At 63.2% G+C, this 26,698-nt stretch carries 23 protein-coding genes and 2 rRNA genes (1 of these 25 only partly in view); 18 read left to right on the forward strand and 7 right to left on the reverse strand.

What is annotated here, in order from left to right:
• Window positions 1-7: 7 nt before the first annotated feature.
• From AC6RV7_RS03895 to AC6RV7_RS03925, 7 genes are all read left to right on the forward strand, one after another.
• Window positions 8-751 (forward strand): PEP-CTERM sorting domain-containing protein, encoded by a 744-nt coding sequence (locus AC6RV7_RS03895; protein ID WP_500092594.1) that lies wholly within the window; start codon window positions 8-10, stop codon window positions 749-751.
• Between the two features lie 183 nt (window positions 752-934).
• Window positions 935-1,366 carry a GNAT family N-acetyltransferase gene (locus AC6RV7_RS03900; RefSeq protein WP_500092595.1) on the forward strand — a complete coding sequence of 144 codons (432 nt, stop codon included), beginning with the start codon at window positions 935-937 and terminating at the stop codon, window positions 1,364-1,366.
• 59 nt (window positions 1,367-1,425) lie between these two features.
• A complete protein-coding gene (locus tag AC6RV7_RS03905; protein WP_500092596.1) occupies window positions 1,426-1,878 on the forward strand; it encodes a hypothetical protein in 453 nt (150 codons plus the stop codon).
• 133 nt (window positions 1,879-2,011) lie between these two features.
• Window positions 2,012-2,485, forward strand: a complete 474-nt coding sequence (locus tag AC6RV7_RS03910) for a PTS sugar transporter subunit IIA (protein ID WP_500092597.1) — start codon at window positions 2,012-2,014, stop codon at window positions 2,483-2,485.
• Between the two features lie 25 nt (window positions 2,486-2,510).
• The gene (locus AC6RV7_RS03915; RefSeq protein WP_500092598.1) at window positions 2,511-3,476 is read left to right on the forward strand and encodes a magnesium transporter CorA family protein; all 966 of its coding nucleotides are present in this window, start codon (window positions 2,511-2,513) and stop codon (window positions 3,474-3,476) included.
• A 106-nt stretch (window positions 3,477-3,582) separates the two neighbouring features.
• Window positions 3,583-3,969: an oxidoreductase gene (locus AC6RV7_RS03920; protein WP_500092599.1), complete on the forward strand. Its 387-nt coding sequence runs from the start codon at window positions 3,583-3,585 to the stop codon at window positions 3,967-3,969.
• Window positions 3,970-4,027: 58 nt separating this feature from the next.
• Window positions 4,028-4,672, forward strand: coding sequence for an HAD family hydrolase (locus AC6RV7_RS03925; protein WP_500092600.1), 645 nt, complete (start codon window positions 4,028-4,030; stop codon window positions 4,670-4,672).
• Here AC6RV7_RS03925 and AC6RV7_RS03930 read toward each other — a convergent pair.
• Window positions 4,665-6,476 (reverse strand): ATP-binding cassette domain-containing protein, encoded by a 1,812-nt coding sequence (locus AC6RV7_RS03930; protein ID WP_500092601.1) that lies wholly within the window; start codon window positions 6,474-6,476, stop codon window positions 4,665-4,667. The genes AC6RV7_RS03925 and AC6RV7_RS03930 overlap by 8 nt on opposite strands.
• A gap of 111 nt (window positions 6,477-6,587) precedes the next feature.
• Between AC6RV7_RS03930 and AC6RV7_RS03935 the strand changes: the two genes are divergently transcribed.
• Entirely contained in the window at window positions 6,588-7,355 is a 768-nt protein-coding gene (locus tag AC6RV7_RS03935) for a WecB/TagA/CpsF family glycosyltransferase (protein ID WP_500092602.1), read from the forward strand.
• Window positions 7,356-7,358: 3 nt separating this feature from the next.
• Here AC6RV7_RS03935 and AC6RV7_RS03940 read toward each other — a convergent pair whose 3' ends face one another.
• Window positions 7,359-8,024, reverse strand: a complete 666-nt coding sequence (locus AC6RV7_RS03940) for a 3'-5' exonuclease (RefSeq protein WP_500092603.1) — start codon at window positions 8,022-8,024, stop codon at window positions 7,359-7,361.
• Window positions 8,025-8,147: 123 nt separating this feature from the next.
• On the opposite strand from AC6RV7_RS03940, the gene hisN reads away from it, so the two are divergent.
• Window positions 8,148-8,915, forward strand: coding sequence for a histidinol-phosphatase (gene hisN, locus AC6RV7_RS03945; protein ID WP_500092604.1), 768 nt, complete (start codon window positions 8,148-8,150; stop codon window positions 8,913-8,915).
• A gap of 42 nt (window positions 8,916-8,957) precedes the next feature.
• On the opposite strand, the gene queF is transcribed toward hisN, so the two are convergent.
• The 3 genes from queF to AC6RV7_RS03960 all read right to left on the reverse strand — a co-directional run bounded on the left by queF (window position 8,958) and on the right by AC6RV7_RS03960 (window position 12,831).
• On the reverse strand, window positions 8,958-9,326 hold the full coding sequence (gene queF, locus AC6RV7_RS03950) for a preQ(1) synthase (RefSeq protein WP_500092605.1): 369 nt from the start codon (window positions 9,324-9,326) through the stop codon (window positions 8,958-8,960).
• An 88-nt stretch (window positions 9,327-9,414) separates the two neighbouring features.
• Window positions 9,415-10,986: a ribonuclease Y gene (rny, locus tag AC6RV7_RS03955; protein WP_500092606.1), complete on the reverse strand. Its 1,572-nt coding sequence runs from the start codon at window positions 10,984-10,986 to the stop codon at window positions 9,415-9,417.
• Between the two features lie 105 nt (window positions 10,987-11,091).
• Window positions 11,092-12,831: an exosortase C-terminal domain/associated protein EpsI gene (locus AC6RV7_RS03960; protein WP_500092607.1), complete on the reverse strand. Its 1,740-nt coding sequence runs from the start codon at window positions 12,829-12,831 to the stop codon at window positions 11,092-11,094.
• A gap of 47 nt (window positions 12,832-12,878) precedes the next feature.
• On the opposite strand from AC6RV7_RS03960, the gene AC6RV7_RS03965 reads away from it, so the two are divergent.
• The 9 genes from AC6RV7_RS03965 (at window position 12,879) to tnpC (ending at window position 24,360) form a co-directional block, all read left to right on the forward strand.
• Window positions 12,879-13,994, forward strand: coding sequence for a glycosyltransferase family 4 protein (locus AC6RV7_RS03965; protein WP_500092608.1), 1,116 nt, complete (start codon window positions 12,879-12,881; stop codon window positions 13,992-13,994).
• 266 nt (window positions 13,995-14,260) lie between these two features.
• On the forward strand, window positions 14,261-15,754 hold the full coding sequence (locus tag AC6RV7_RS03970) for an oligosaccharide flippase family protein (protein ID WP_500092609.1): 1,494 nt from the start codon (window positions 14,261-14,263) through the stop codon (window positions 15,752-15,754).
• Window positions 15,755-15,757: 3 nt separating this feature from the next.
• On the forward strand, window positions 15,758-16,951 hold the full coding sequence (locus AC6RV7_RS03975) for a glycosyltransferase family 4 protein (RefSeq protein ID WP_500092610.1): 1,194 nt from the start codon (window positions 15,758-15,760) through the stop codon (window positions 16,949-16,951).
• Window positions 16,948-18,387, forward strand: a complete 1,440-nt coding sequence (locus AC6RV7_RS03980) for an O-antigen ligase family protein (RefSeq protein ID WP_500092611.1) — start codon at window positions 16,948-16,950, stop codon at window positions 18,385-18,387. The genes AC6RV7_RS03975 and AC6RV7_RS03980 overlap by 4 nt, the downstream gene beginning before the upstream one ends.
• Window positions 18,388-18,507: 120 nt before the next feature.
• Window positions 18,508-19,749 carry a rod shape-determining protein RodA gene (rodA, locus tag AC6RV7_RS03985; protein ID WP_500092612.1) on the forward strand — a complete coding sequence of 414 codons (1,242 nt, stop codon included), beginning with the start codon at window positions 18,508-18,510 and terminating at the stop codon, window positions 19,747-19,749.
• Window positions 19,750-19,842: 93 nt separating this feature from the next.
• The gene (locus AC6RV7_RS03990) at window positions 19,843-21,600 is read left to right on the forward strand and encodes an Rne/Rng family ribonuclease (RefSeq protein WP_500092613.1); all 1,758 of its coding nucleotides are present in this window, start codon (window positions 19,843-19,845) and stop codon (window positions 21,598-21,600) included.
• 422 nt (window positions 21,601-22,022) lie between these two features.
• Window positions 22,023-22,379, forward strand: coding sequence for an IS66 family insertion sequence element accessory protein TnpA (gene tnpA, locus AC6RV7_RS03995; protein WP_500092614.1), 357 nt, complete (start codon window positions 22,023-22,025; stop codon window positions 22,377-22,379).
• Window positions 22,380-22,383: 4 nt separating this feature from the next.
• Complete coding sequence (tnpB, locus tag AC6RV7_RS04000; RefSeq protein ID WP_500092615.1) at window positions 22,384-22,728, forward strand: IS66 family insertion sequence element accessory protein TnpB; 345 nt, start codon at window positions 22,384-22,386, stop codon at window positions 22,726-22,728.
• Between the two features lie 42 nt (window positions 22,729-22,770).
• Window positions 22,771-24,360, forward strand: coding sequence for an IS66 family transposase (gene tnpC, locus AC6RV7_RS04005; RefSeq protein ID WP_500092616.1), 1,590 nt, complete (start codon window positions 22,771-22,773; stop codon window positions 24,358-24,360).
• A 160-nt stretch (window positions 24,361-24,520) separates the two neighbouring features.
• Here the strand turns inward: tnpC and rrf are convergent.
• Both rrf and AC6RV7_RS04015 read right to left on the reverse strand, forming a co-directional pair.
• Window positions 24,521-24,636 (reverse strand): 5S ribosomal RNA (rrf, locus tag AC6RV7_RS04010).
• Window positions 24,637-24,730: 94 nt separating this feature from the next.
• A 23S ribosomal RNA gene (locus tag AC6RV7_RS04015) occupies window positions 24,731-26,698 on the reverse strand; it runs 940 nt beyond the window's last position.

Here is a 26,698-nt window from a genome sequence, read left to right on the forward strand (position 1 = left end):
CCCAGACATGAAAACCGCCACACGTTTTCTCTCCTTCGTCTCCGCGACACTTGTCGCAATTACATCTGCGGCTTGGGCCCAGATTACTACTCTTCAAACTGAGACGCAGACCGGATATTTCGGCAGCGTAGTTACTTTCACCGACCTAGCTGGGACTGCTAGTCAGAAGTTCACCAACATTTCTGCGGTCACTTCGCTGACGTTCAACTTTTTCGCAGGCTCGGGTAACGGCAATCAATCGTTGCTGACTGAACTTGAGGCCCGATTTGGCGAATGGGATGGTTCAGGGCTGAAAGCTGAGACCGTGGTGAACTTCGAACCGTTTCAGGTAGCCCCATCAACCGACGCGTCTTGGTCCAACACTCTTTCGATCACGAATGCTGCCTTCCGAAATTACTTTGTAGAGTTCGATTTCACCAAGCTATCCGGTCCGCTCGTCGATTCCATTTACGGCTATATTACTGATCCATCAAAAACCTACGCCTTCCTGCTGCAGGATCAAACCGGGTCCACCAACTTAGGATTTGGTGTTAATTACTCAGACACCTTCACCCACGGCGGTGCATTCGCTATTGCAGGTCCCGATTTTGTGTTTTCCCAGATCAGCGTTGTCCCCGGGGACCAACCCATACTCGTCCCCGAATCCTCCACCGTCGCCGCCTTCCTTGGCGCGGCTCTCGTCGGCGGACTCGTAACTTTCCGGCTGCGCCAGCGGCGGCAGCAACTCGCGCCCGTCGCGATCGCCGCCTGAACCATTCCCGCTTCAGCTCGGTTTCATACACCGCAAACCAAGAAGCCTGCGACTCACGTCGCAGGCTTTCTTGTTTTAGGAAATCGCCCGTCGGCACAATCCCCTTCCCTCCGTCGCAGGCGCTGTCCGCTTCGGGTGCCCGTTGCAGCTTGAAGCGCGGTCCCGGTCGCATGTGCTCACGCCATGCCCCGCATCGCCCTCGCCGAAACCGACGCCGACATCGCCCGCTGTTTCCCGGTGATATCCCAGCTTCGCCCGCATCTTCAGGAAACCGAGTTCGTTGCCCGCATCCGCCGTCAACAAGCCGCCGACTTCCACCTCGCGTTCGCCGTCGATGACTCCGACGTCGTGCGCAGCGTCGCGGGTTTTCGCATTCTCGAGATGCTGTTCTCCGGCCGCACGTGCTACGTCGACGATCTCGTGACCGACGCGGCGGTGCGCTCGCAAGGCTTCGGCGACCGCCTCTTCGACTGGCTCGTCGCGCACGCGCGCTCGCGCGGTTGCGATACCTTTTCGCTCGATTCCGGCACACAGCGCGTCGACGCGCATCGCTTCTATTTGCGAAAGCGCATGAAGATTTCGTCCTTCCATTTCTCGCTCACCCTGCAGGGCTGAGACGGATCGGCCACTTGCGGAGCGGGTAACCCTGTTCATCTTCCCTCGTCCTCGACTGCATGAAACGCCTGACTCTCCTTCCTCTTTTGCTGATCGCGACGCTGCTCGCCGGTTGCGACACCTTCGACCGCCGTTCCAAGGAAAAAGCGGCCACCTTCGAATCGCTGTCGCCGGACGAGCGCGAGAAACTGAGGCGCGGCGTCATCGAACTCGGGAACACGCCCGACATGGTCTACATCGCGCTCGGGCGGCCCGATCAACGCCGCGAGTCCGACACCGGCCAGGGCCGCGAGATGACGTGGATCTACAACACCTATCACCGCGAATACGAAGGCAACTTCCACTCGGGCTACCGCCGCATCCTGGTCTACGACCCGGTGCGCAAGCGCTACCTCGTCTACTACGAACCCATCTACACCGACGTCTACAGCGAGCACGAAGAAGAACACATCCGCATCATCTTCCGCGACGGCCGCGTCGTCGCGATCGAGCAGCCGAAGCCGCGCGCCTGATCCATCTCATTTCCTCGCACCCGCCGCGCACTGCGACGCGCACGCCTGAATTTTCGGAAAACCTCCGACTCCACGCTTGCCAACGAAATTTGTGCGGGCGTCACTCTGGACGAGCATCTCCCGTCCGATTCGCATGCCCGGTCGTCTTTCCCAACTCCTCGATCCCACCCGCATTTCCCTGCAGGTAAAAAACAACAAACGCACCTCCGCCCTCAACGAGGTCGCGCAGCTGCTTTCCTCGCATCCGGACGTGATCAATTTTGACGGGTTTTACGCGGAGTTGCTGGCCCGTGACCGTCTCGACACCACCAGCCTCGGCCACGGTTTCGCCGTTCCGCACGCGCGCACCGACCACGTCAAACAGATCGTGCTCGCGATCGGCCGTTCCGAGCAAGGCATCCCGTTCGACAGCGGCGAACTCGTGCACGTGCTCTTCATGCTCGGCACGCCGAAAGCCCGCCCGGGCGATTACCTGCAGGTCCTCAGCACGCTGTGCCGGCTGTTGAAGGATCCCGCGAATCGCGAAGCGTTTCTCACCGCACCGACCCCCGAAGAATTCGTGCGCCGCGTCGTCGACGCCGAGGCCAGGCTCCTCAGCCCCGCGTAACCCGCGTCTCCGCGCTCCGACCTCGATGATCCGCTCGTTTGTCTTCAGCGACGGCAAGCTCGTCGGTCGCGATCTCGAGCTCGACGCCCTGCGTCTCGTCTGCGCCGACAAAGGCCTCATCGTCTGGGTCGATCTCGATACGCCCACCGACGAGGAGATCAAAGCGATCCTCGAAGGCGTTTTCCAGTTTCACCCGCTCGCGATCGAGGACTGCATGACCCCGAGCTCGCTGCCGAAGGTCGAGGATTACGAAAGCTACCTCTTTTTGGTCACGCACGCGGTCGATTTTTCGCGGACCGAGAAGTTTGCCAGCACCGAGCTGGATCTCTTTCTCGGCCGCGAATACCTCGTCACCTTCCACCGCACGCCGCTGAAATCCGTCCAGGCGACCATCGATCGGGTGACCAAAAGCGTCGGCGTGATCGCGCGCGGCCCCGACCGCCTCGCCCACACGCTGCTCGATTTTCTCGTCGACAATTATCAGCCCGCGATGGCCGAGCTCGGCGCCGAGCTGGAGGAGATCGAGGAGGCGGTGCTCGCGAAGGACTCCGGATCGAAGTTCGTGAACGAGATCCTGCAGGTTCGCAGCGACTTCTCCCGCCTGCGCAGCATCGTCCGCCCGCAGCGCGAACTGATCGATCGTATCGCCCGGGGGGATACGAAGCTCATCCGGCCGCTGATGCTGCCCTATTTCCGCGATCTCCGCGACAACCTCGCCCGGCTCGAGGACACCGCGGTCGGCTACCACGAGCGGCTGCTCATGGCGTTCGATATTTATCTCAACAAAGCCGCGTTCGAAGCGAACGAAGGGATCAAGTTCCTCACTGCCATCACCGCGGTCACCATCCCCGTCATGGTGATCGGCACCTGGTATGGGATGAATTTTCACGGCATCCAGGAGCTGGAAAACGGCTACCCGTGGGCCGTCGGCATCGTGATCGTCACCACCGTGCTGATGGTCGTGTATTTGAAACGCAAACGCTGGTTCTAGGCCTGGCGAGCCGGGCCCGCGCGCATCATCCGCGCCGGCGGCCGTCGCCCGCGGCTTTCGCTCTTGCCAACTCCCGGCGTCGGCCGTGCGCTGGTGGCACCGCCTCATGGAGCCTCCGCATTCCTCCTTCCCGCCGCCCTACGAGGGGCTCAGCGTGCGATCGGCCGACGTGTTCCCGCTCGCGTGCACGCGGTGCCAGCGCCGGTTCACCGACATCAAGGACTTCATCGCGCGCACCACGCCGGTTTTCCAGTCGTCCGGACTGATGGAACGCGAGGACGCGGCCGGCAGCAGCTTCGTCCTGCTGCTGCGCAATTGCCTGTGCGGCACCTCGCTGGCGCTACGCTGCCAGGATCGGCGCGATCGCTCGGAAGCGGGCCAACAACGCCGTCAGCGTTTCGCACCGCTTGTCGAATTGCTCGTCGACAGCGGTTTTCAACCCGAGCAGGCGCAGGCCGAGGCGCGTCGCCTCCTCCGCGGTTCGCTCGCTTGAGCGCTCGCTCCGGCGCGGCCGCCCGCGCCGGAACGCCGAAGCCGCGCCACTTCGCCCTATGATTCGCGCGCTCGTTTTCGATTTCGACGGCCTGATCCTCGACACCGAGACGCCGTTGATCGACGCCTACGCGACGATGCACGCGCGCCACGGCGTGCCGTTCGACCGCGCGGTTTTCATCCGCAGCGTGGGGCACGCCGACTACGCCTTCGATCCGTGGCACGGCTTCAGTCCTCACGCCGATCGCGCCGAGCTCGAACTGGAGCGGCGCACCATCAAGGACGAACTGCTGCTCCGCCAGCCCATCCTTCCCGGCGTCGTCACGCTGCTCGACGCCGCCCGCGTCCGCGGCCTGCGCCTCGGCCTCGCGTCAAACTCCCAACACGCCTGGGTCGAGCCGCACCTGGAACGCGTTGGCCTGCTTGATCGTTTCGAGTTTCTCGCCTGCCGCGAAGACGCGCCGTCGCCGAAACCGGAACCGGACTTGTATCGGCTCGTGCTGAATCATTTCGGGGTGCGCGGACCGGAGGCCATCTCGTTCGAGGACTCTCACACCGGCACGCTCGCGGCCAAGCGCGCTCACCTGTGGTCCGTCGCCGTGCCGAACGTTTCCACCGCGCATCATGATTTCTCGAACGCCGATCTCATCGTCACCTCGCTGGCCGAGGTGCAACTCGACGATCTCGTGAAACGTTTCAGCTAACGTCGCCCGTTTCCAGTTCGCTCCAGCGCGCGTAAGCCGCGGCGAGGTCCGCCTCGATCTCCTCGAGCCGCGCCGTGGCCTTCGCCACCTCGACGCCGCCGCGCTTGAAAAACTCCGCGTCGCCGAGCCGGGCCGTGAGCTCCGCCTGCTCGGCTTCCAAGCTCTCGATCTTCTTCGGCAGCGCCTCCAGCTCCGCGCGCTCCTTGTTCGACAGCTTGCGCGGTTTGGCCGGGGTGCGCGCCGGCGCCCCGTCTTCCTTGCGCGCGTTCTCGCTGCGGACCGGCGTCGCCGCCGCGGCCGCTTTCGCGGCGCGTTCCTTCTGCCAGTCGTCGTAACCGCCGACATATTCGGCGACTTTCCCATCGCCTTCGAACACCAGCAGGCTCGTGCAGACTTCGTTGAGAAACGCGCGATCGTGACTCACCAGCAGCACTGTGCCGCCAAACTCCACCAGCAGATCCTCCAAGAGCTCGAGCGTTTCCGCATCGAGATCGTTGGTCGGTTCGTCGAGCACGAGCACGTTGCACGGTTTCGTGAACAGCCGTGCGAGCAACAGCCGGTTTCGCTCGCCACCGGACAGCGCCTTGATCGGCGTGCGCGCCCGCGCCGGCTCGAAGAGAAAATCCTCCAGATACGAGATCACATGGCGCGACCGCCCGTTGATGGTCACCGTCGTGTTGCCGTCCGCCACCGCGTCCTGCACGCGCATGCTCTCGTCGAGCTGGGCGCGGAGTTGGTCAAAGTAAACCACTTCGAGCCGTGTGCCCTGCTCGATCGTGCCGGCCGTCGGCGACAACTCGCCGAGCAACAGACGCAACAGCGTGGTCTTGCCCGCGCCGTTGGGTCCGACGATGCCGACCTTGTCGCCGCGTTCGATCCGCGTGCTGAGATCGCGCACGATCCATCGCTCGCCGTCATAGCTGAAACCCGCGTCGGTGCATTCGATCACCTTGAACCCGCTGCGATCCGACTCCTGCGCCGTCAATTTGGCGGTGCCGGTGCGTGTGCGGCGCGCGGCTTTTTCCGCGCGCATTTTTTCCAGCGCGTGGATGCGGTTCTGCGCCCGCGAGCGCTGCGCCCTTACGCCGCGACGAATCCATTCCTCCTCCTGCGCGAGCTTCTTGTCGAACTGCGCCCGCTGCACTTCCTCCGCCTCCAGCACCGCCTGCTTGCGCACGAGAAACGTGTCGTAATCGCACGCCCAGCCGATCAGCCGGCCGCGGTCGACCTCGACGATGCGCGTCGCCAGGCGCCGCAAAAACGCCCGGTCGTGGGTGACAAACAGCAGCGTGCCACCCCATTGCAGCAGAAACTCCTCGAGCCACTGGATCGACGCGAGATCGAGGTGATTGGTCGGCTCGTCGAGCAGCAGCAGCTGCGGTTCCTCGACCAGTATCCTGGCAAGCACTACACGCCTTTTCTGCCCGGCGGAAAGCGCGACGAACTCGGCTTCCGCCGGCAGGCCCATCGCCTCGATCAGGCGCTCGACGCGGTCGTGTCGTTCCCAGTCGTTGTGCTCCTCGAAGCTCCCGCCTTCGCCCTCGATCACCGCGCGCACCGGCCCCTGCAGGTCGAGTGGCACTTCCTGTCGCAGCCGCGCAATCACCGCCCCGGGCTGGCGGATCACCTGGCCCTCATCCGGTTTCAATTCGCCGTCGATCACTTTCATCAGCGTGGATTTCCCGGCGCCATTGCGGCCGACCAGACACACCCGCTCGCCGCGGTCGATCTGCAGGTTGACCCGATCGAGCAGCGGCGCGCCGCCGAAGCTCAGGCTGACATCGTTGAGAGTGACAATCGCCATGCGAAACCACTCACCGTGACCGCGCTTCGGCCTGCGGCGCAAGCCCGGCGTTCCATCGCAACCGCGACAATGCGTTTGCCGCGTCCCCTGCCATTTGCGTTCGTTGCGCGCGTGGCTGAGTCCGTCGTTCCCCGCTTCAACGTCCTCGGCGTCGGCATCTCGGCGCTGACGCTGCCGCGCGCCCGCGACCTGCTGTTCGCCTCGCGCGGACGCCGGCAGCTCGGTTACGTCTGCGTGTGCACCGTGCACGGCATCGGCGAGGCGCGGAGCGATCCGGATTTTCGGCGCATCCTCAACCGCTCCTATCTCACCACGCCCGACGGCATGCCGCTCGTGTGGCTCGGCCCGCGCGGCACCGAACGCGTTTATGGGCCGGATCTCTTGCTCACCACGTGCGACGCCGGCCGCGCCCGCGGATTGCGTCATTATTTCTACGGCGGTGCTCCTGGCGTGGCCGATGTGCTCGCGACGAATCTGCGCCGACGATTTCCCGGCGTGGAGATTGTCGGCACGTTCACGCCGCCGTTCCGGCGGCTGACCGCGGACGAGTTCTCGGGGCTGCGCGCCGACATCGCACGCGCGCAGCCAGACATCGTCTGGGTCGGGCTCGGCACGCCGAAACAGGAGCGTTTCATGGCCGCGCACGCCGCCGAGCTCGAGTGCGGCCTGCTCGTCGGGGTCGGCGCCGCATTCGACTTTCTCTCCGGACGCGTGCGGCAGGCGCCGCGCTGGATGCAGCGCAGCGGATTGGAATGGCTTTTCCGGCTGGGCACGGAACCGCGCCGACTGGCGCCGCGTTATTTCAAAACGAATCCGCTCTTCATCGCGCGCGTCGTGGCGCAAAAGACCGGCCTGAAACGCTACGCGCTCGAAGCGTGAACGTCAGAACAGCTCGCGCTGCTGCAGCGCGTCGCGTTTTTCCGGATCGCGCGTGCTGAGCGCCAGCAGTTGCATGACGCTCAACTGCACCAACGCCGGATCGCGCGCCAGCGACGCGAGCAGCAACGCGCCCGCCAGCGCATCGTAAAGTGCCGCGTGATACCGCTGACGCGTCGTCGGGCAATAACGTGCCGCGATCGCATCGAGTTCCGGCTGCAAACCGCACGCGGCAACCAGCGATTCCAGCCGCCCCGTTTTCAGCTGCGGATAAAAATGCGCATACAAGCTCGCCGAATCGATCCACGGTCCCCACTCGATGATCCGCTCGCCCGGCCGCGCGAAATCCGGCGAGTTCCGCGGATACGGCCACGCGGCCTTGAGAAGACCATTCTCGACGCCCGCATAATGCGCTGCGAGCGGTCCGCGCTCGCGCAGGCCGGCGAAAAACTCCCACTCGTCGCTGAACGGCGCCCACAGCGCTACGTCACGCTCGGTCAAACCGTGCACCGCCGCATCCTCCTCGCGCACCTGCCCGGTCGCCTGACACAGTCGCGTGTGCGTCGTCACGATCCCGCCGCGGCAGATTTCCACGACGCCGTATTCGAGCACGCCCGACGCCCGGCTCCCCTCGAAATCGACAAAAAAAATCGGCTGCTCCGTCCAGGACATGCAGTTTCACCCAAAGCACGAAACCGCCGGCAATCCAAACCCGTTCTCGCAAGCGGCGCCGCTTCTCGGCCGCCGCCGACCTTTTTTCGTGAGTTTGCCGGCCCGGCATGGTTTCAACGGAGCATGGATGTGTCGATCTTTCGTCCGTTCGTCATGGAGCTCGCTGCGCGCAGCGGCGAATTCATCCGCCCGTTCTTCGGCGATCTGGCGCTCGCCATCGACACGAAATCGGACGCGTCCCCCGTCACCGCCGCCGATCGCGGGGCCGAGGAGTTGATGCGCAGGATGATCGCGCAACGTTATCCGGAACACGGGATCGTCGGCGAGGAATTCGGCAGCGAGCGCGCCGATGCCGAGTTCGTGTGGGTGCTCGACCCCATCGATGGCACGAAGGCGTTCATCACCGGCGTGCCGCTGTGGGGCACGTTGATCGCGCTGGTGCATCGCGGCACGCCGATCCTCGGCTGCATCCACCAACCTGTGCTGCAACAGCTGATGATCGGCGATGGCACCGTCACGCACCTCAACGGCAAACCCGTGCGCTGCCGCGCCACCACGCGCATCGAGGATGCGACTTTGTTGACCAGCGATCCGCTCAACCCCGCCAAGTATCAGAACGGCGCCGCCTACGATGCCCTCGCGCAACGCGCGAAACTCGTCCGCACCTGGGCGGATTGTTACGGCTATCTGCTCGTGGCGTCAGGTTGGGCCGACATCTGCATCGACCCAATCATGAACCCGTGGGACATCGCCGCGCTCGTGCCGATTCTGCGCGGTGCCGGCGGCACGATCTCCGACTGGCGCGGCGGTGCGGCTTATCCCGCCGAATCCACCGTCGCCGCGGCGACGCCGGAGTTGCACCGCGCGGTGATCGCGACGCTGAATCGCTGATTCAGCGCGCCGCCTCCTGAGCGGCCAACAGCAAGGCGCGGTTTACCGACGTCCGCGGCTCTTCGCGGCCTTCCACTCCGCGGTGATGCGGGAGGTGAAGCCGCCGCGCGCTTTCCAGTCGCTGATGATCGTCAGGCTGCGCGGCTTCAAGGCCTTGCCGAGGTCGTCGCAGATGCGATTCGTGACGGCCTCGAAGAAAATGCCTTCGTTGCGAAACGCGTGGAAATAGAGCTTCAGCGACTTGAGTTCGACACACGTCTTGTCAGCCACGTAACGCACCGTGATGTTCGCGAAATCCGGGTGGCCGGTCATCGGACAAACCGACGTGAATTCGTGGTGCGTGTGCTCGATCACGAAATCGCGATGCGGAGCGGGATTGGGAAAAGTCTCGAGAATCTTCGGATCGGCCATGGCGAATCGGTTCTGAGTTCTGCGTTCTGAGTTTTGCGTTGTCGAGCCGTGAACCCAAAACGCTAAACCCAAAACCCGAAACCGCGACCTACGTCGCGGTTTCCGTAAACCGCTGCTCGCGGATCACCGTGATCTTGATCGTGCTCGGATACTGCAGCTCGGTCTCGATCCGCTTGCGCAGCTCTTTCGCAATCTCCCGCGCCCGGTCGTCGGTGACGGTTTGCGGGGAAACGACCACGCGGATCTCGCGACCCGCCTGGATCGCAAACGACTGCTGCACGCCTTCGATCGAGCTCGCCAGTTTCTCGAGCCGCGCGAGTCGTTGCACGTAACCGGCCATCGATTCGGCGCGAGCGCCCGGCCGCGTCGCCGAGATCGTGTCTGCCAGGATCACGATGCCGGCGTAAACCGTCTCAGGCTTCACTTCCTCGTGATGCGCGGCGACAGCGTTGACCACGATCGGCGTCTCGCCGTAACGCTTGATGAACTCGGCACCAATGTGCGCGTGGCTGCCTTCGAAATCGCCGCTCACGGCCTTGCCCAAATCGTGGAGCAGCCCGGCGCGCTTCGCGACATTCGGATCGAGCCCCACTTCGCTCGCGATCATCGACGCGAGCGAGGCCGTTTCGATCGAGTGATCGAGCACGTTTTGATTGTAGGAGAACCGGAATTTGAGTTTGCCGAGCAGCTTGATGATCTCGGGGTGAAGGCCGTTGATATTCAGCCGCGACACCGCGTCCTCGCCCGCTTGCGTGGTCGAAAGATCGATCTCCTCCTGCGCGCGTTTCACAAACTCCTCGATCGTCGCCGGGTGGATCCGTCCGTCTTTGACCAGGGCGTCGAGCGCGACGCGCGCAATCTCGCGTCGGACGGGATCGAAGGACGAAATCAGCACGGTGCCCGGCGATTCGTCGATGAGCACCGTCACGCCCGTGGCCGCCTCGAAGGCTTTGATGTTGCGCCCTTCGCGGCCGATGATGCGGCCCTTCATGTCTTCGTTGGGCAACGACACCAGCGTCGAGGTCAGGTCGACGTTGGGCTTCACCGCCAGCCGTTGCATCGACGCGATCAGGATCCGGCGCGCGTCGCTCTGCAGTTCCTGCTCCGATTTCTCCAGCACTTCGCGGCGCAGCGCCCGCAATTCGTCCTGACATTCGAGCAGCACCTCTTCGCGCAGCGCTTTGCGGATCTCCTCCGCGTCCATCTGCGAGACACCCTCCAGCCGCTGGCGCACGCTCTTGGAGAGCGAGCGGATGGCGTCGCGCGCCTGACGGATGGCGGCGTTTTCGCGGTTCAGCCGCTCCTGCCGCTGCTCCAGTTGATAATCCAGCAAGGCCAACGATTCCTCGTGCGCGCGAATCTCACGGAGCCGAACCTCACTCTCGATTTCGCGACGGTCGAACTCGCGGTTCAGCTCCGCGCGCTTGTCCTGAATTTCCGCCTCCGCCTTCTGCTTGATCTCTTCCGCCGCGACCGCCGCCTCGCGCCGCGCGACCTCGATCAACTCGGACGCCTGCTCATGCGCCATGCGACGCGTGTGACGCGCAAACGCCCAGATGACGAGGAACCCGAGGGCTCCTCCAACGACCAATGCCACCGTGAACGACCCGTCAAAGGCGTCGCTCCCGGCGATCAGAAACGCGAAGTCGGCTGCGCTCACTGACGTCAAGGGACCGGAACGGTAGGGCGCAGCTCCCAAAGCTCAAGCCTTCTTCGGCTGCTTGCCACCGGTCTGCGCTATTGGGCGTTCTCAATCCGCCCGGAGTCACGCTCCACCGGACTGCACGACCTGAAACGCCGGCACCGTTTCCTCCAGCACGGCCCGCATCCGCTCCAAGGCGGCCTCAGTCCCATCGCCTGCATCCGCCTGCACCAGCACATACGCCCACCGGTCGGCCCGGCCGCGCAAACGGTTCCAGGCATCGTGAAAAAACCGCGCCCAATGCGTAGCCACCACGCGATCGCTGCTGACAAACCAGTAGGCCACCACCGTCGGAATTCGGCGGCCGCTCCCCGGATCGACCTTCTCGGTCTGCAACTGGCTCGCCGGCACTACTACGCCGTTTCCCAAGGAAAACGAATACCGCGTCTGCTCGCGAATCGTCCAGCCCTGCGCCACGAGGCAGAGTTCGGGACGATGAATCGAGGTCCGATCCCGCCCGCTCAGCACGATCGAAACAAACACGGTGTGCGCGCCACCGGCGAGGCTCACATAGTTGCGCCGCGAGAACCCCGTATCCGTCGGCAAGATCTCGCGTTCGACCGCCGACACCTCCGCGCGCCGTCCGATCCAGTCGGTCCCGACAAACGCAGGCAGCTCCACGGGATCGACGCCATCCTCCGCCAGCCGCACCCCTGCTGTACCTCGAGCCGGGCTCGCCTCAACCTCGCTCAACCAGATCGCGGTCCCCAGCACCGCCACCGCCACGACCCCCGCCGCCGCCCACGCCCCGCCGCCGCCCCCGCTCCCGTCGCGCCCCCGCGCTTCCTCCTTCACCTCGGCCCTCTCCTTGTCGCCCAAAACCGCCTCAATCCGAGTGTCATATAATGTATGACACTTCTCCGGGGCCACTTTTTGGAAGACGCGGGCCGCCAGGAGGACGCCGCCGAGCACGATGGCGAAGACGCCGAAGCCCATCGCGTCATGCGCGCGCTCGCCCCAAATCTGCCCGCCGGCTTCCGCCGCAAAGAGGATCGCGCCGATGCGGACCACGTTGCCCAAATAGGTCAGCGGCAAACAGAGCGCGAGGACGAGCGCGCGCCGCCACCAGGAGCGGAAATTGAGATAGCCGATCAGCAGGGAGAGCGCCGCCAAAGCCTGCAACGACCTCACGCCCGAGCACGCCGCCGCAACGTCGTATTGAAATTTCCCCTCCGCCGAAAACAGCTGCGTGCCGCTGCGCACCACTGCGATTCCACTCCACCGCGCCATCGCGTCAGCCGCGTCGACCACCCACAGACGCAGCCAAAAGCCGACCGAATCAAGGACGTTGAGCGGAATCGCGAAAACGAGAAAACCCAGCGGAAACTTCGCCGAGTCGCTCCAACGCCTGCCACCGCCGAGCCGCAGCACGCCCCAGGTAAACAGCAGCCAAGCGACAATCGATACGCGGGTCTGCTGCGCCACGAACCCGATCGCATGCAATCCCAGCGCAAGGAGCATCGCCAATACGGCGACGGCCGTGCGGCGCGAAGCCGATTCTGCGGCAGGCAAATGATCAGAGACGCGCTTGATCGCTTCGGATGATGCCACACGGCCGGCGTTTCCGCTCGCCCGCAGGTTCCGCACGAACAGCCAGCCGCTGAGCGCGAGGATCAACCAACCGTGCTCCGCGTCCGCCCGCGGATCCAGCCATTGACTGATCCACCACCAGAACGTCGAAGCCGTGTCGACGTAACCGCGCGTCGCGTTTCCGAACCACTGAAACAACGCGAAACCTGCCGCCGCGCACACCACCGCCGCCCACATCATTCGAGGCTCGGATTTGGCGAACGCGCGCGTCATGTTTCGCCGCGACTCTTTCCGTCGCCGCCGCACATTCCAAGCCCGAGATGCGTCTCCTCGTCCTCGCCCACACGCCGCCGCCGGTCCACGGCCAGAGCCTGATGGTGCGGACATTGGTCGAAGGCCTGCCGGCCGTCGCCCCGGGAATTAAGCTGCATCACGTGAACCTCCGATTATCGCGCGACGCCGCCGACATCGGACGCTGGCGACCGACCAAGCTGCTTGCGCTTTTCGCCGCCTGCGGGCGGGCGCTCTGGCTGCGCGCGCGGCACGGCCCGATGACGCTTTATTACGTGCCGGCACCGGCGAAACGCGCCGCGCTGTATCGCGACTTCCTCGTGATGCTGCTCTGCCGCCCATTTTTCTCGCGACTCGTGCTGCACTGGCACGCGGTCGGGCTCGGCGAATGGCTCGCGACGCAGGCGTCGGCGTTCGAGCGCGGGCTCGCTACGCGCCTCCTCGGACGCGCCGATCTCGCGATCGTGCTCGCGACCGATCTCGCCGCCGATGCCGCGTTTCTACAGCCGAAGCGTGTCGAGATCGTCCCGAACGGCCTCGATTCCGATCCGGCCGCCGACGCTGCGCCCCGCACACGGCGTCGCGACGATGCGCCGACCGAGATCCTTTTTCTGGGTCTGTGCACACGCGAAAAAGGTGTGTTCGATACGCTCACCGCGCTGGCGATTGCGAATCGCCGCGAGCCAGGAGCGTTTCACCTGACGGTGGCCGGCGAGTTCACGAGCGTCCGCGACCAACACGCGTTCTTCTCGCAAGTCGACGCCCTCGGCCGCGAAGCGGTCCGCCACGTCGGTTTCATCGACAACACGCGAAAACACGCGCTGCTTTCGTCGGCCGACGTGCTTTGTTTTCCTTCGTTTTATCCGCACGAAGGGCAGCCGCTCGTGCTCATCGAAGCGCTCGCGCACGACCTGCCGATCGTCACCACGCGCTGGCGCGCGCTGCCGGTCCTGCTGCCCCGTGAGCATGTCCAACTGGTCGATCCGGCGCGGCCCGATCAGATCGCTGATGCACTCCTCGCCCTCCGTCGCTCGACACGCCCCGCCGGCGAGCTGCGCGCGTATTACAATGCTCATTACACACGCGCACGTCATCTGGCGCTTTTGGCGAACTGCCTGCGGAGTCTCGAACCTGCTCGCGCGTAAGGATCAAGGGGGGCCGCCGCGCCCAGAACTTCCGGGGAGAACCAGCCCCGTTATCGACGAGAACCAGTTCGAGATCGGTGAACGTCTGCGCCAGCACGCTGTTCACCGCGATGCGAAGAAACGGCGTTTCGCGATGGTCAACCATCACCACGGAGACGGTGGGCATCCGCTGAAACTCAAACGCCGACGAGCGTCTCGACGAGCGCAGACTGGTGCTGGCCCGAGACTCGACGAGCGCCAGCCTCTCGCCTTCACTGCGGCGCCACATGATCGTCGACGACACCGCGCCGGAACCGCCCCTCGACCGCGCCGCGGCTGGCTTTCGGTCCGCGATCGCCTCCCACGCGGTGCGCTTCTTTTGTAAAGTTGCCGGCGTCGTCGTGCTCGCGCGACTCGTGTCGCCTGCCGATCACGGACTCGTCGCCATGGTGGCGACCGTGCTTTTCCTGCTCGCGCTGTTTCGCGACTGCGGACTGGGAGCCGCGGCGATCCAGGCGACCACGCTTTCTGAAAGACAAATGACCGCGTTGTGGTGGACGCACCTTGGTCTCGGGCTCGTCCTGGCCGCGATCGCGTTCGCCGTCGCGCCTTTTGCCGCCGCCTTCTATCACGACCCGCGTCTCGTGCCGCTGCTCGGGACCGCGAGCGTCAGTTTCATCCTCACGGGCATAAACGGCTGGCCGCGGACGCTGCTGCAGCGCGAACTGCGGTTTCGGGAAGCGAATCGGATCGAGACGCTCGGCGCCGCGCTCGGCACGATCACGATGATCGCGGCGGGTATGGCCGGGGCTGGGGCGTATTCGTTTGTTGGATTCCTGCTGGCGTCCGAGCTCGCAATGACGGTGGCAACGTGGCGCCTTTGCCGCTGGCGGCCGGTCGCCAGGGCGGATTGGACGGGCCTGCGCCCACTTGCTCCGACCGGCCTGCACCTCACCGGCTACAATCTCCTGCTCTACGGCCTGCAGCAGGTTGACACGCTCCTGATGGGCCGGTGGTTCGGCGCCGCGGCGCTTGGCCACTACAATCGGGCCGCCCAACTGCTCGTGCAACCGATGACGCATCTGGCCGCGCCGTTTTCGCAAGTGCTCGTGGCGACGCTCGCCCGCGTGGGGCCCGCGTCACCTGACTTCGTCAAACAATTCCGGGAAACGACGAATGCCATCGCCCATTTCACGTTGCCGATCGCTGTCGCGTGCCTGCTGCTGCCGGACGAGATTGTCCGATTGATCCTCGGTGCCCGTTGGGCGGAATCCGCCCCGCTCCTGCAGTGGCTCGCGATCGGATCGGCCGCATCGCTGCTGACGGCGACGACTTATGCGCTGTGCGTGGCCAGTGGAAACGCCGCCCGACTCGCTCCGCTCACGGCGCTGGCGCTGGCAGCCACCGCAAGTTTCTTGTGGGCCGGACGCGACCGCGGGCCGGTCGGACTCGCCGCGGCACTCGCGCTGGCCAATGCGGGTTTGCTGCCCGTTCGCCTCTGGTGGTCGAGCCGCGGAACACCGGTCGGACTGCGAGATTGGGTGCGCGCCTTGACCGGTCCCCTTGCGGCGGCGGGCTTGTTTGGCGCGGGGCTCGTGCTTGGCAACACGCTGGGCGCAGACGCCGCGGCCGTTGCGCGACTCGCGCTCGCACTGGCGCTGGGCGCGGGATCGGTGGCGCTCGGGGCGGCGTGTTTCGCCAGGTTGCGCCGCGAGCTGAAGACCGTCGCGAGTCACTTGCCATTCATGCGCCGGACCGCTGAAACGTCCGCGCCGGCCTGAGCCATGTCGACTACCGCGTCCGCTTCTTCTCGTCCACGCGTGCTGCAATGCATCACGCGCCTGGGTCTGGGCGGCGCAGAACGCGTGGCGTTCTCGCTGATCCATGCGTTGCAACGCGACGTGGAGTTCGGGATGTTCACGGTGTATCAGGATATTCAAGACGCCGTCGGCGAAAGCATGCGCCAGGAACTCGCGGTCGCGGACGTGCCTTGGTTTCCCGGCACGCGGTTGCCCGTAAAACGAGGCGGAATGTTGACGGGTGGCATCGCGCTCGCGCGAGCGATCCGGCGATTCCGGCCGGACGTGGTGCATTTTCATTCGGAAACGCCTGAAGCTTGCGGTGCGGTGGCGCGGCTGCTCCTGGGGCGAAGGCAACCGGGGCTCGTGCGCACGATTCACAACAGCGTTTTCTGGCGCTACTGGCCGCGCATTGGCCGCTGGTGCGACCGGCGGCTCGCGGACGCGGAGATTGCGTGCGTGTCTGAAGCGGCACGCGACGAATTCCTTCGCTATCGCCGGGACAGCTGTGCGCGGGCGCCACTCGCGCCGCCCGCCGTAATCTACAACAGCGTCGATCTCGCGCCGCGCCCGCCCCACGAAGCGCCGCACGAGACGCGCAAGCGGCGTGTGTTGTTTGCGGGACGGTTCGAGCATCAGAAGGGCGTCGACTTGCTTTGCGACGCGCTGCGGCAGACGCGTTTGCCCGCGGGCTGCGCGGGCGAGTTGGTCTGCATTGGTCAGGGATCCGAAGAGTCGAGGCTGCGCGCGCTCGCCGCCGCGCCACCGGATGGCTGGACCATTACGGGGCTGCCTCCGGTGGCTTCGCTCTCCGCGGCGTTTGAGTGCGCGGATCTGGCAGTCATACCGTCGCGCTTCGAGGGATTGGCGCTGATCTCGATCGAGGCGACGCTGCACGGCGTGCCGATCGTGGCGACGCAAGCCCCCGGTTTGAGCGAAACGCTTCCGGACGGTCACCCCTGGCTCGCTGCACCGGCCAACGCGTCCGAGCTCGCGCGCACGCTCGACGTGGCGCTGGCGGAAACGGGGCGTTGGGGCGATTCCGTGCGGGCGGCGCAGCAACTCGCGTTGACGCGCTTCGGTGTCGCCGCGATGCGCGACGGTTATGCGGCGCTGTATCGCCGCGCGGGAGCTAAACGCAACGGAACGATGGATATCGCAGGAGCGGTGCGGCCATGACGCTGGATCCGATCTGGCGCACGCGGGTTTTCGCCGGCGTTGCCGCGGTGGCGGCGGTATTCATGGGATTCTCGGTCGCGAACGGCGCGCTGATTTTACCGCTGCTCTTCGCCGCAGCGATCGCGCTCTTCGTGGTGGCGCAGTGGCAGCCGTTTTCGTTGATCACGTTGCTGCTGGCGCTGGCGATGTTCGGCTATGTGGTCGGCAACCGCGGCTTCGCGCAGTTGATGCTGCTGCCCGGTTTTCCGCTGTTGCCGGCGGAGGCGATCCTCGCCTTTGCGTGCCCGCTGCTGCTGGTGCACTCGGCGTGGCGGCGCGAAGCGCCGGTGCGACGAGATGCTCTCAACCTCCTGATTGTAGCGTGGATCGCGGTGGGCGTCGGACGGATGGTGTTCGATTTTCGGGCGTTCGGATTTTGGGCGGTGCGCGATTTCGCGACGGTTTATTACGCGGCGTTTTTCTTCCTCGCGCAGGAAGCGGCGCGTCAGGAGCGGAATGTCCGCATCATTCAAACGTCGCTGCTGATCGCGACGGTGGTGCTGTTCGGCATCAACCTCGTGTATGAGCGACACTTGGATTTCTTTTTTGGCACGCTGACGTTTCGCGGTGCGCCCCTCATCGCCTACAAAGGCGATCTGATCGGCACGTTTCTCGCGGTGGGATCCGTGTTGTTTTTCCTGCGTTTCGAAGCCGGGGGGAAACGGGCAAACATCGCTGTCAGCCTCGCGCTGGCGGCCGCGACGCTGGCCTCGAATAACCGCGCTTCGATGCTCGGCCTCGCAGTGGCGGCAGCGTGGCTGGCAGCGGGACGACGCTGGCGTTTCGCGGCGGTGCTCGGCGGCAGCGGCGCGATCGCGGCGATCGTGATCCTGATGGCGGCGGCGGTGACGAACACGTCGTGGCAAAGAACGCCGGTATATGGCGTCTACGAACGCGTCGCATCGCTGTTCGATCCTGCGGGCGAACGCGTTTATCGCGTCGAGGAGACCTCGAACAAAGGCGACAACAACGTGTTTCGCCGGGTTTGGTGGCAGGCGGTGTTCGATGAGACCGTGGAGGAGAATGCGTTGACCGGACTCGGCTTCGGCCGCGATCTGGCGGATCGTTTCGTGCGCGAATATTATCCGGAGAGCACGGATGACTTCAACGTCCGCAGCCCTCACAATATTCTGCTGACGGTATTTGCGCGGATGGGCGCGCTCGGACTCGCGCCTTTCCTCGCGATGCTGGCCGTGATGGCGCGGCATACGTGGAGCGCGGTGCGCGTCGGACCGCAGGCGGCGGCGCCTTGGTGCGCCGCGTGGACGATTCTGACGAGCGCGAGTTTCGGGGTGGTATTGGAAGGACCGATGGGCGCGGTGGTGTTTTGGACGCTCCTGGGCCTGGGCAGCGGCGAGCGTTGGCGGAACTCGGCGGAAGCGGCGGACGCTGAATGACGGTGCCAGAGATCGCTTGCGACCGGTTGGTGGCGCGCGCCTCGCGAATGCGAATTTTCGGTCTTCTCCGCGCGGGGCGATTGCCAAGCTTAACGGCAGCCGTTTAGGTGCGTGCCTCTCGTGAATCTGCCCTCGCCCACCGACTATTTCGCCGTGTTCAAGACGCACACGCGCGGGCGTTGGGATCTTTTCACACCGATCGCGCTGCTGCTGCTGGGGCTGTTCGGAGTGTTTTTCATCTATAGCGCGCAGTTGTCGGCCGGCGGCAACAATTGGCAGACGCAGATCGTGTGGCTCTCGGCCGGCGCGGTCCTCTATGTGATCGTGTCGCTGGTGGACTACCGCTTCTGGCTGGCGGTGGCGCACTGGTTTTATTTTGCGTGCCTGATTCCGCTGCTCCTGGTGCTCGTGCCCGGAATCGGCAGTGAAGTTTACGGTTCGCAGCGCTGGATCAATCTCGGGTTTTTCAGTTACCAGCCGTCCGAAACGGCCAAGATCGGCGTGCTGCTGATCACGGCGGGGATCCTGATTCGGAACAAAGTCGGCACGGTCGCGCAGTCGCTCGGTGTGTTGGGGAAATTGGCCCTTGCGGTGGGCACCCCCATGTTCTTGATCTTGCTGCAACCCGATCTGAAATCGGCGATTGTCCTGCCCCCGATGGTTTTTTCCATGCTCTACGTTTCGAAGCTGTCCGCGCGGTTTTTCGCGGCGGCGCTCGGGGCGTTCCTCCTGGTGGTGGGGCTGGTGACGTGGGACAGCGTGCGCTATGTGCGATTCATGGACGCGCACGGCTACGATTACACGCGCGATCGCGGCAAGTTCGACGCGGAGGGATCGCCGATCGTCCCGCTGCACGATTACCAGCGCAACCGCATCCTCGCGTTCGCGGCGCCCGAGAAGGTCGATCCGCGCGGCACCGGCGTGGCCTATAATCTTTCGCAGTCGCTCATTTCCGTCGGCTCCGGCGGGCTCACGGGCAAGGGATGGACGCAAGGCGCGCAGGCGCAGCTCGGCTATCTGCCCCGCTCGGTCGCGCACAACGATTTTATCTTCTCGGTCATCGCCGAGGAGGAAGGTTTTTTGGGAAGCATTACGGTTCTCGGCCTGTTTGGGATAGTGTTGTTCAACGGCATCCGCATCGCCGGTCTCGCGAGAGACCGTTTCGGCACCCTCCTCGCCATCGGCGTGACGGTGCTGTTCGCCGTGCATGTGTTTGTGAACATCGCCATGACCATCGGGCTGGTGCCCATCACGGGCATACCGCTTCCTTTAATCAGCTACGGTGGCTCTTTCGTGCTCAGTTGCTGTTTGCTGCAAGGACTGGTCCAGAGCGTCTATCGCTTCAGGAAGGATTTCGTATGAGATCGCTTCTTCGCGCTATCGACCGCTCTGCCGGGATTTCCTGCGCCGCACCTGCCGCTCATCGGGCCGCCGACTTCAACACACCCGATACCCATGAGCGATCAACCATCGCAAACGCAGTCCAACCCGCCGCTCCCGGCCGACAACACCAGCAAACTCGAGGAGGAGCTGGCCAACCCGCCAGTCGCCGCTGAGATCCAGCCGGTGACCGCGGCCGAGCTCAAGGCCGGCGCCGCCGAACGAGCCAAACAACGTCCGCTCCTCCAGAAGATTCTCGCGGTGTTCCAGAAAGAAAAAGGCTCCTACCGCGAGCTGATCATCAATTCCGAGCCGCTCGAGAAGCGCGTCGCGCTGCTCGTCGACGGACGCCTCGAGAAATTCGAGATCGAGCGCGAGTCCGACAACCGGATGGTCGGCGGCATCTATAAAGGCCGTATCAAGAACCTCGACGCCGGCCTGAAAGCCGCGTTCGTCGACATCGGCTATACGAAGAACGCCTTTCTCCATTACTGGGACATGCTCCCCGCCGCGGCCGATTCCTCGGTCGAAGTCGTGCGCGTCAACAAGAAGAAAAACGCCGCGCCCCGCCCCGCCGAGCCCACCGTCAAGGACATCCCCCAGATGTATCCACCGGGCACGGACATCGTGATTCAGGTCACGAAAGGTCCCATCGGCACCAAAGGCCCCCGCACCACCACGAATCTTTCGATTCCCGGCCGTTACCTGATCCTCACGCCGTTCTCGGACGGCTGCGGCATTTCGCGAAAGATCGAAGACCCCAGCGAGCGCAAGCGCCTCAAGCAGCTCATCAACGAACTCACCATTCCGGAAGGGATGGGCGTGATCGTCCGCACCGCGGGCGAAGGCAAGAAGTCCCGCTATTTCGTCCGCGACCTGCACATCCTCCTGAAAACCTGGCAGGATATTCAGACGAAGATGCAGAACGAACGCGCGCCCGCTTGCCTTTACCAGGAGCCGGATCTGGTCGAGCGCACCGTCCGCGACTTTCTGACGGAGGAGGTCGATCGCGTCCTCATCGACAGCGCGCCGGATCACGAGCGCACGCAGCAGCTCGTGGCGCAGATCTCCAAGCGGTCCGCCGGCAAGATCGCGCTCTACAAGGATAGCATCCCCATCTTCGAGCGCTTCAACATCGAGCGACAGATCGAGCAGACCGGGCAGCGCAAGGTGCCGCTGCCCTCGGGCGGCGAAATCGTAATCGACGAGACGGAGGCGCTCATCGCGATCGACGTGAACACCGGTTCCCACAAATCGCGCGGGGGCGACGAGAAGAACGTCATTTACGCCGTGAACCTCGAAGCGGCCTCTGAGATCGCGCGCCAGATCCGGCTCCGCAACCTCGGTGGCCTGATCATCTGCGACTTTATCGACATGAAGGAGCGCCGGCACCGGAACGCCGTTTATGAAAAAATGGTGTCCGAGATGGCGCAGGATAAGGCGAAGAATCACATCCTCCCGATCTCCACGCTCGGCATCCTGCAGATGACGCGTCAGCGCCAGCAGGAATCGCTCTCGAGCAATCTCTATACAGATTGTCCGTATTGTCGCGGCCGCGGTATCGTAAAATCGGCGACGACGATGTCGGTCGAACTCCAGCGCAAGCTCAGCTCCGTGGTGCGCCGGCTGCAGCTGCGCAACGATGGGAAAGAGTATTCACTGCGGGTGATGGTGCACCCCAGCATCCTTGAGCGCTTGCGCAGCGAGGATGCCGAACTCCTGGTGCGCATGGAGAAACTCTACGGCGTGAAACTGGCCTTCCGCGCCGATATGAATTATCACGTCGAGAACTTCAAAATCATCAACGCCCTCACGGGCGAAGAGTATCGATAAGGTGGTCGGTGACATTAAATCCGTGTCGGTGGCACGAATTACGTGATGCTGACGCGAATTCGAGGCCTCGCGAACATGCCTTCAATGAGACGCTGACACGACTTCCGAAGCCACGCAGCACCTTCAGCCCGCCGCGAGCCACTTGGCCCGGTGGGCTTTTTGTAAACAAAGAATCGCTGCGCTCGAACGGAACGCACTGGCGTGCACCACCGATTCCAGCCCCTAGGTTTTCACGGGTAACACGTGCAACGGGGTAAGCGTCCGACGCGACACTTCATTGACGGAGCAGGGCTATTGCCGCTGCCCGTGGCCACTAACTCCGTAGTTACCGACGTTTTGTCGAGCCATTCTACACGACTAGAGGTATCCGACCGACGGAGGACCCACTATGAAGGCAGTGAAGGGTCCGATATTGTGACGAGGTGGAACCCATCACGGCGGAAGTATTGGATGATCGACGCAAGAGTGACTCACGCGGACGCAGGATTGTAGCGGCGGAGCGACGAGCGGAGTTGCTGGAAGCTTACGCTGCGAGTGGACTGACGCAGCGGGTGTTCGCGAAGCGTGAAGGGATCAACTTCCACACGTTCATCGGTTGGCTGCAGCGGCAGCGCGGAAGCGATGGCGCGGCGGCGCCGGCGATGCGGTTCCAGGAAGTGAGAGTGACGACGGGACCGCAGTCGGTGGCACCGCTGGAAGTGGTGCTGCCCGGCGGATGGATCGTGCGGGGCCAGGAGATCGCGGCGGTGGCGGAGTTGGTGCGAGCGCTACGGAGCTAAGGCGATGCTGACGTTTCCGTCGGCGTTGAAGATCTATCTGGCGGTGGAGCCGGTGGACATGAGGAAGTCGCTCAACGGGCTGTGGAGCCAAGCCGAGCAGAAGCTGCGGGAGGATCCGCGGCAGGGCGCGCTGTTTGTCTTCGCCAACAAGGACCGCGATCGACTGAAGATGCTGTATTGGGACGGCACGGGCGTGTGGATTTTTGCGAAGCGCCTTGAACAGGGACGGTTCACCTGGCCCACCGGCAGCGATCGCACGAAGCTGTCGCTCGCCCCGGAAGCGCTGGCGATGTTGATGGCGGGAATCGATCTGAAGGACGGCTGCCGCAAGGCGTGGTATGAACGTTAAGACCGCAGCCATCCGGCATGTATCGTGCTTTATGATACATGGATGACGACCCTCGCCGCCGCCCTCGATGAAGTGCGACTCCTGCAGACGGAGCTCACGGTTGTGCGGGCGCAGTTGGAGTGGCTGAAGAAGAAGCTTTTTGGCGGCGGGCAGGGCGAGAAGCTGGATCGCGCGCAGTTGCTTTTGCAGATCGAAGCGCTGGAGAAACTGGCCGCCCCCGCTACTGCGCAGCGAATCGCAGCGCACGAGAGAGCGCCGGCGCAAAAACGAATCGCGCCGGCCGAAGCCTTCACGCATCTGCCCGTCGCCGAGACCCGCGAGATCGTGCCCGCAGCGGTGCAAGCCGAGCCCGAACTCTACGAAAGAATCGGGGAGGAGGAAACCTTCGAGGTGGATATCGTGCCGCCGCAGTTGTTCAAACGCCGGATCTTGCGGCCGAAGTATCGGCATCGGCTAGATCGTAACCGTGCTCCGTTGGTGGCACCGGCGCCGGCTAGGGCCGTGGCCGGCGGCTACGCTTCGGCGGGACTTTTGGCCTGGATCACGATCGCCAAATACCTCGATCACCAACCGCTCTACCGGCAGGAGCAGATGTCGGCGCGCTGGGGCGCGCGGATCCCGCGGCAGACGATGGTCGAGTGGATCGCGGTGGTGGCCGACTGGCTCCGGCCGATCTGCCAACGGATGCACCGCGAGTTGCTGGCCGGCGGCTATGTGCAATGCGATGAGACGCCGATCCGCTGCCAAGATCCCGATGCGCCGGGCCAAACCGTGCAGGGCTGGCTGTGGGGCGCGAGTCACCCGCAGGGCGACATCGTTTTCCAATGGCGCAAGTCGCGGCGCCATGGCGAGGCGGCTTCGCTGCTCTCCGGCTTCAAAGGCGTGCTTCAATCCGATGCTTATCCCGCCTACGCCGCGTTTGCCCGCGACACGGAGGGCGTCGTCGGCGTGGGTTGCTGGGCACACGCGCGGCGGCGCTTTCACGACGCGCTCGAGACGGCCCCGGCGCAAGCCGGCTTCGTGCTGCGGCTGATCGGATCCCTCTACGCAATGGAAGCGCAGTGGGATCGCACCGGACAGACCGGCCCGGCGCTGCGCGCCACCCGGCGGCAGAGCGATTTTGCACCGACGCTCTCCCTCTTGAAGAAAGTAACCGTGAAGCTCTCGGCGCGGGTGCTACCCAAGACGCCCCTCGGCGAAGCGTGTCACTATCTCCTGGCGCAATGGGAGTCGTTGATCGCCCCATCTCCAGCACGGCCAGACGCGACTCGACACCAACCGGATCGAGAACGCGATCCGGCCGACGAAACTCGGCGCGAAGAACTGGCTCTTCATCGGCCATCCCGACGCCGGCGAGCGCTCCGCGATCATCTACTCGATCATTGGCTCCTGCCGCCGGCGAGGCATCGATCCGTTGCTCTATCTGCGCGACGTGCTCGGCCGTCTGCCCGCGATGACCAATCAGGACGATCTCGCGCCGCTGTTGCCAGCCAACTGGACGGCACCGCTCACCGCCACCGCAAAATAACAAACCCACAACGTCACGTTGTGGGTTTGTTGTCAGGACCGCGTCCGTCACGATCTGCGTTACATCGATCAGTCAATAAGGTCCTCCGTCGGTCGGATACCTAACTCCGTAGTTACCGACGTTTTGTCGAGCCATTCTACACGACTAGAGTTACCGCAACTACGAGGTTTTTCGGAACGACGCTTACCAAAAGCGCGAATCCAATATAAAACGCTCGGGGTAAAAAAAGAAGCCCGGTCCTTCTTTCGAAGGACCGGGCTATAAACCTGGCAACGACCTACTCTCGCGGGACCTATCGTCCTACTACCATTGGCTGCTCGGGGCTTAACGGCCGTGTTCGAGATGGGAACGGGTGGAACCCCCGGCATATGGTCACCAGGAAGGGAAACCCAAGCCTGAGCTCGGGTAAGTAATAAAGTTTGGGGCAGCCTTTGTAAGGAGGTGAAATAAACGCCTAGAATGTTGAAGTAAGGTCTGCATAAACCGGAAAGGTCATTAGTAACAGTAAACTCAACAGGTTACCCTGCTTACATCTCTGTCCTATCAACCGGGTGGTCTACCCGGACCTTTCACCCCTTGCGGGGATTGTGATCTTATCTTGGGATGGGCTTGGCGCTTAGATGCTTTCAGCGCTTATCCCTTCCGAACATAGCTACCCGGCGCTGCCGCTGACGCGACAACCGGAACACCAGAGGTTCGTCATTCTCGGTCCTCTCGTACTAGAGAATGAACCCCTCAAATCACAGACGCCCACAGCGGATAGAGGACCGAACTGTCTCACGACGTTCTGAACCCAGCTCGCGTACCACTTTAATCGGCGAACAGCCGAACCCTTGGGACCTTCTCCAGCCCCAGGATGTGATGAGCCGACATCGAGGTGCCAAACCGCGCCGTCGCTGTGAACGCTTGGGCGCGATCAGCCTGTTATCCCTAGCGTACCTTTTGTCCTATGAGCGATGGCGATTCCACATTCAACCACCGGATCACTTGAACCTGCTTTCGCAACTGCTCGACTTGTTGGTCTCACAGTAAAGCTCCCTTATACTCATGCGCTCTATAGCCCGATTACCGACCGGGCCGAGGGAACCTTCGTAATCCTCCGTTACTCTTTGGGAGGATTCCGCCCCAGAAAAACTGACCTGCTATCACTGTCCCACCGCCAGATAATGGCCAGAGGTTAGACGCCTAACTAACAAAAAGTGGTATTTCACATTGCGACTCAGCCCGATCCTGGAACCGGGCTTCACAGTCTCCCACCTATTCTACGTATTGAAAGTCAAGCGACAATAACAGCTTACAGTAAAGGTGCATAGGGTCTTTCCGTCCTGCTGCGGGTAGGCGGCATCTTCACCGCCACTACAATTTCACCGAGCCTCTCTCCGAGACAGTCGTCAACTCGTTACACGATTCGTGCGGGTCGGAACTTACCCGACAAGGAATTTCGCTACCTTAGGACCGTTATAGTTACGGCCGACATTCACGGGGGCTTAGATCCTGAGCTTGCACCCAAGACTTTCACCTTTCCGCATTGGTCACGTGTCACACCCTATACGTCGTCTTGCGACTTAGCAGAGTGCTGTGTTTTTGCTAAACAGTCGGTTGACGCAATTAACTGCGGCCCCTTGCGGGGCACCCCTTATACCGAAGATACGGGGTTAATTTGCCGAGTTCCTTAGAGAGATTTAACTCGCGCGCCTTAGAATACTCATCTTTCCCACCTGTGTCGGTTTACGGTACGGGCACCCTACATGCTAACTACGAAGCTTTTCTTGGAAGCTTAGTATCACACAATCCCCATCGGCCGTAGCCTCAAGGTCCTGTCGCTTTTCAGCCTTACCCGGTCTTTTATCCCCGAGCAGCCTACGAGCTTCGACGACGATTCAACACGTCGCTGTGCTAACTTTCTCCGTCACTCCTTAGGTCGAACGCATGTAAAGTGGTGCAGGAATATTAAACCTGCTTGGCATCGACTACTCCTTACGGCCTCGTCTTAGCACCCGACTAACCCTGGGAGGACGAACCTTCCCCAGGAATCCTTGGGATTTAGGCGAGCCGGAATTCAACCGGCTTTATCGTTACTTATGTCTGCATTCTCACTCCCAAGCGCTCCAGGGTCGGTTACCCCTTCCCCTTCGCTGCACTTGGGACGCTTTCCTACTGCGCACCTTGCGGTGCACCCATAGCTTCGGTATATGGCTTAAGTCCCGATCATTTTCGGCGCAATTTCGCTCGATGGGTCAGCTGTTACGCACTGTTTAAATGATGGCTGCCTCTAAGCCAACATCCCCATTGTCTAAGCAAAATCACATCCTTTTTCACTGAGCCATATTTTGGGACCTTAACTGATGGTATGGATTGTTCTCCTCTCGACTATGAAGGTTATCCCCCACAGTCTGACTGCCGAGCTTCACTCTGCGGTATTCGGAGTTTAATTAAGTTCAG

Source organism: Opitutus sp. sgz309028 (genome assembly GCF_059821195.1).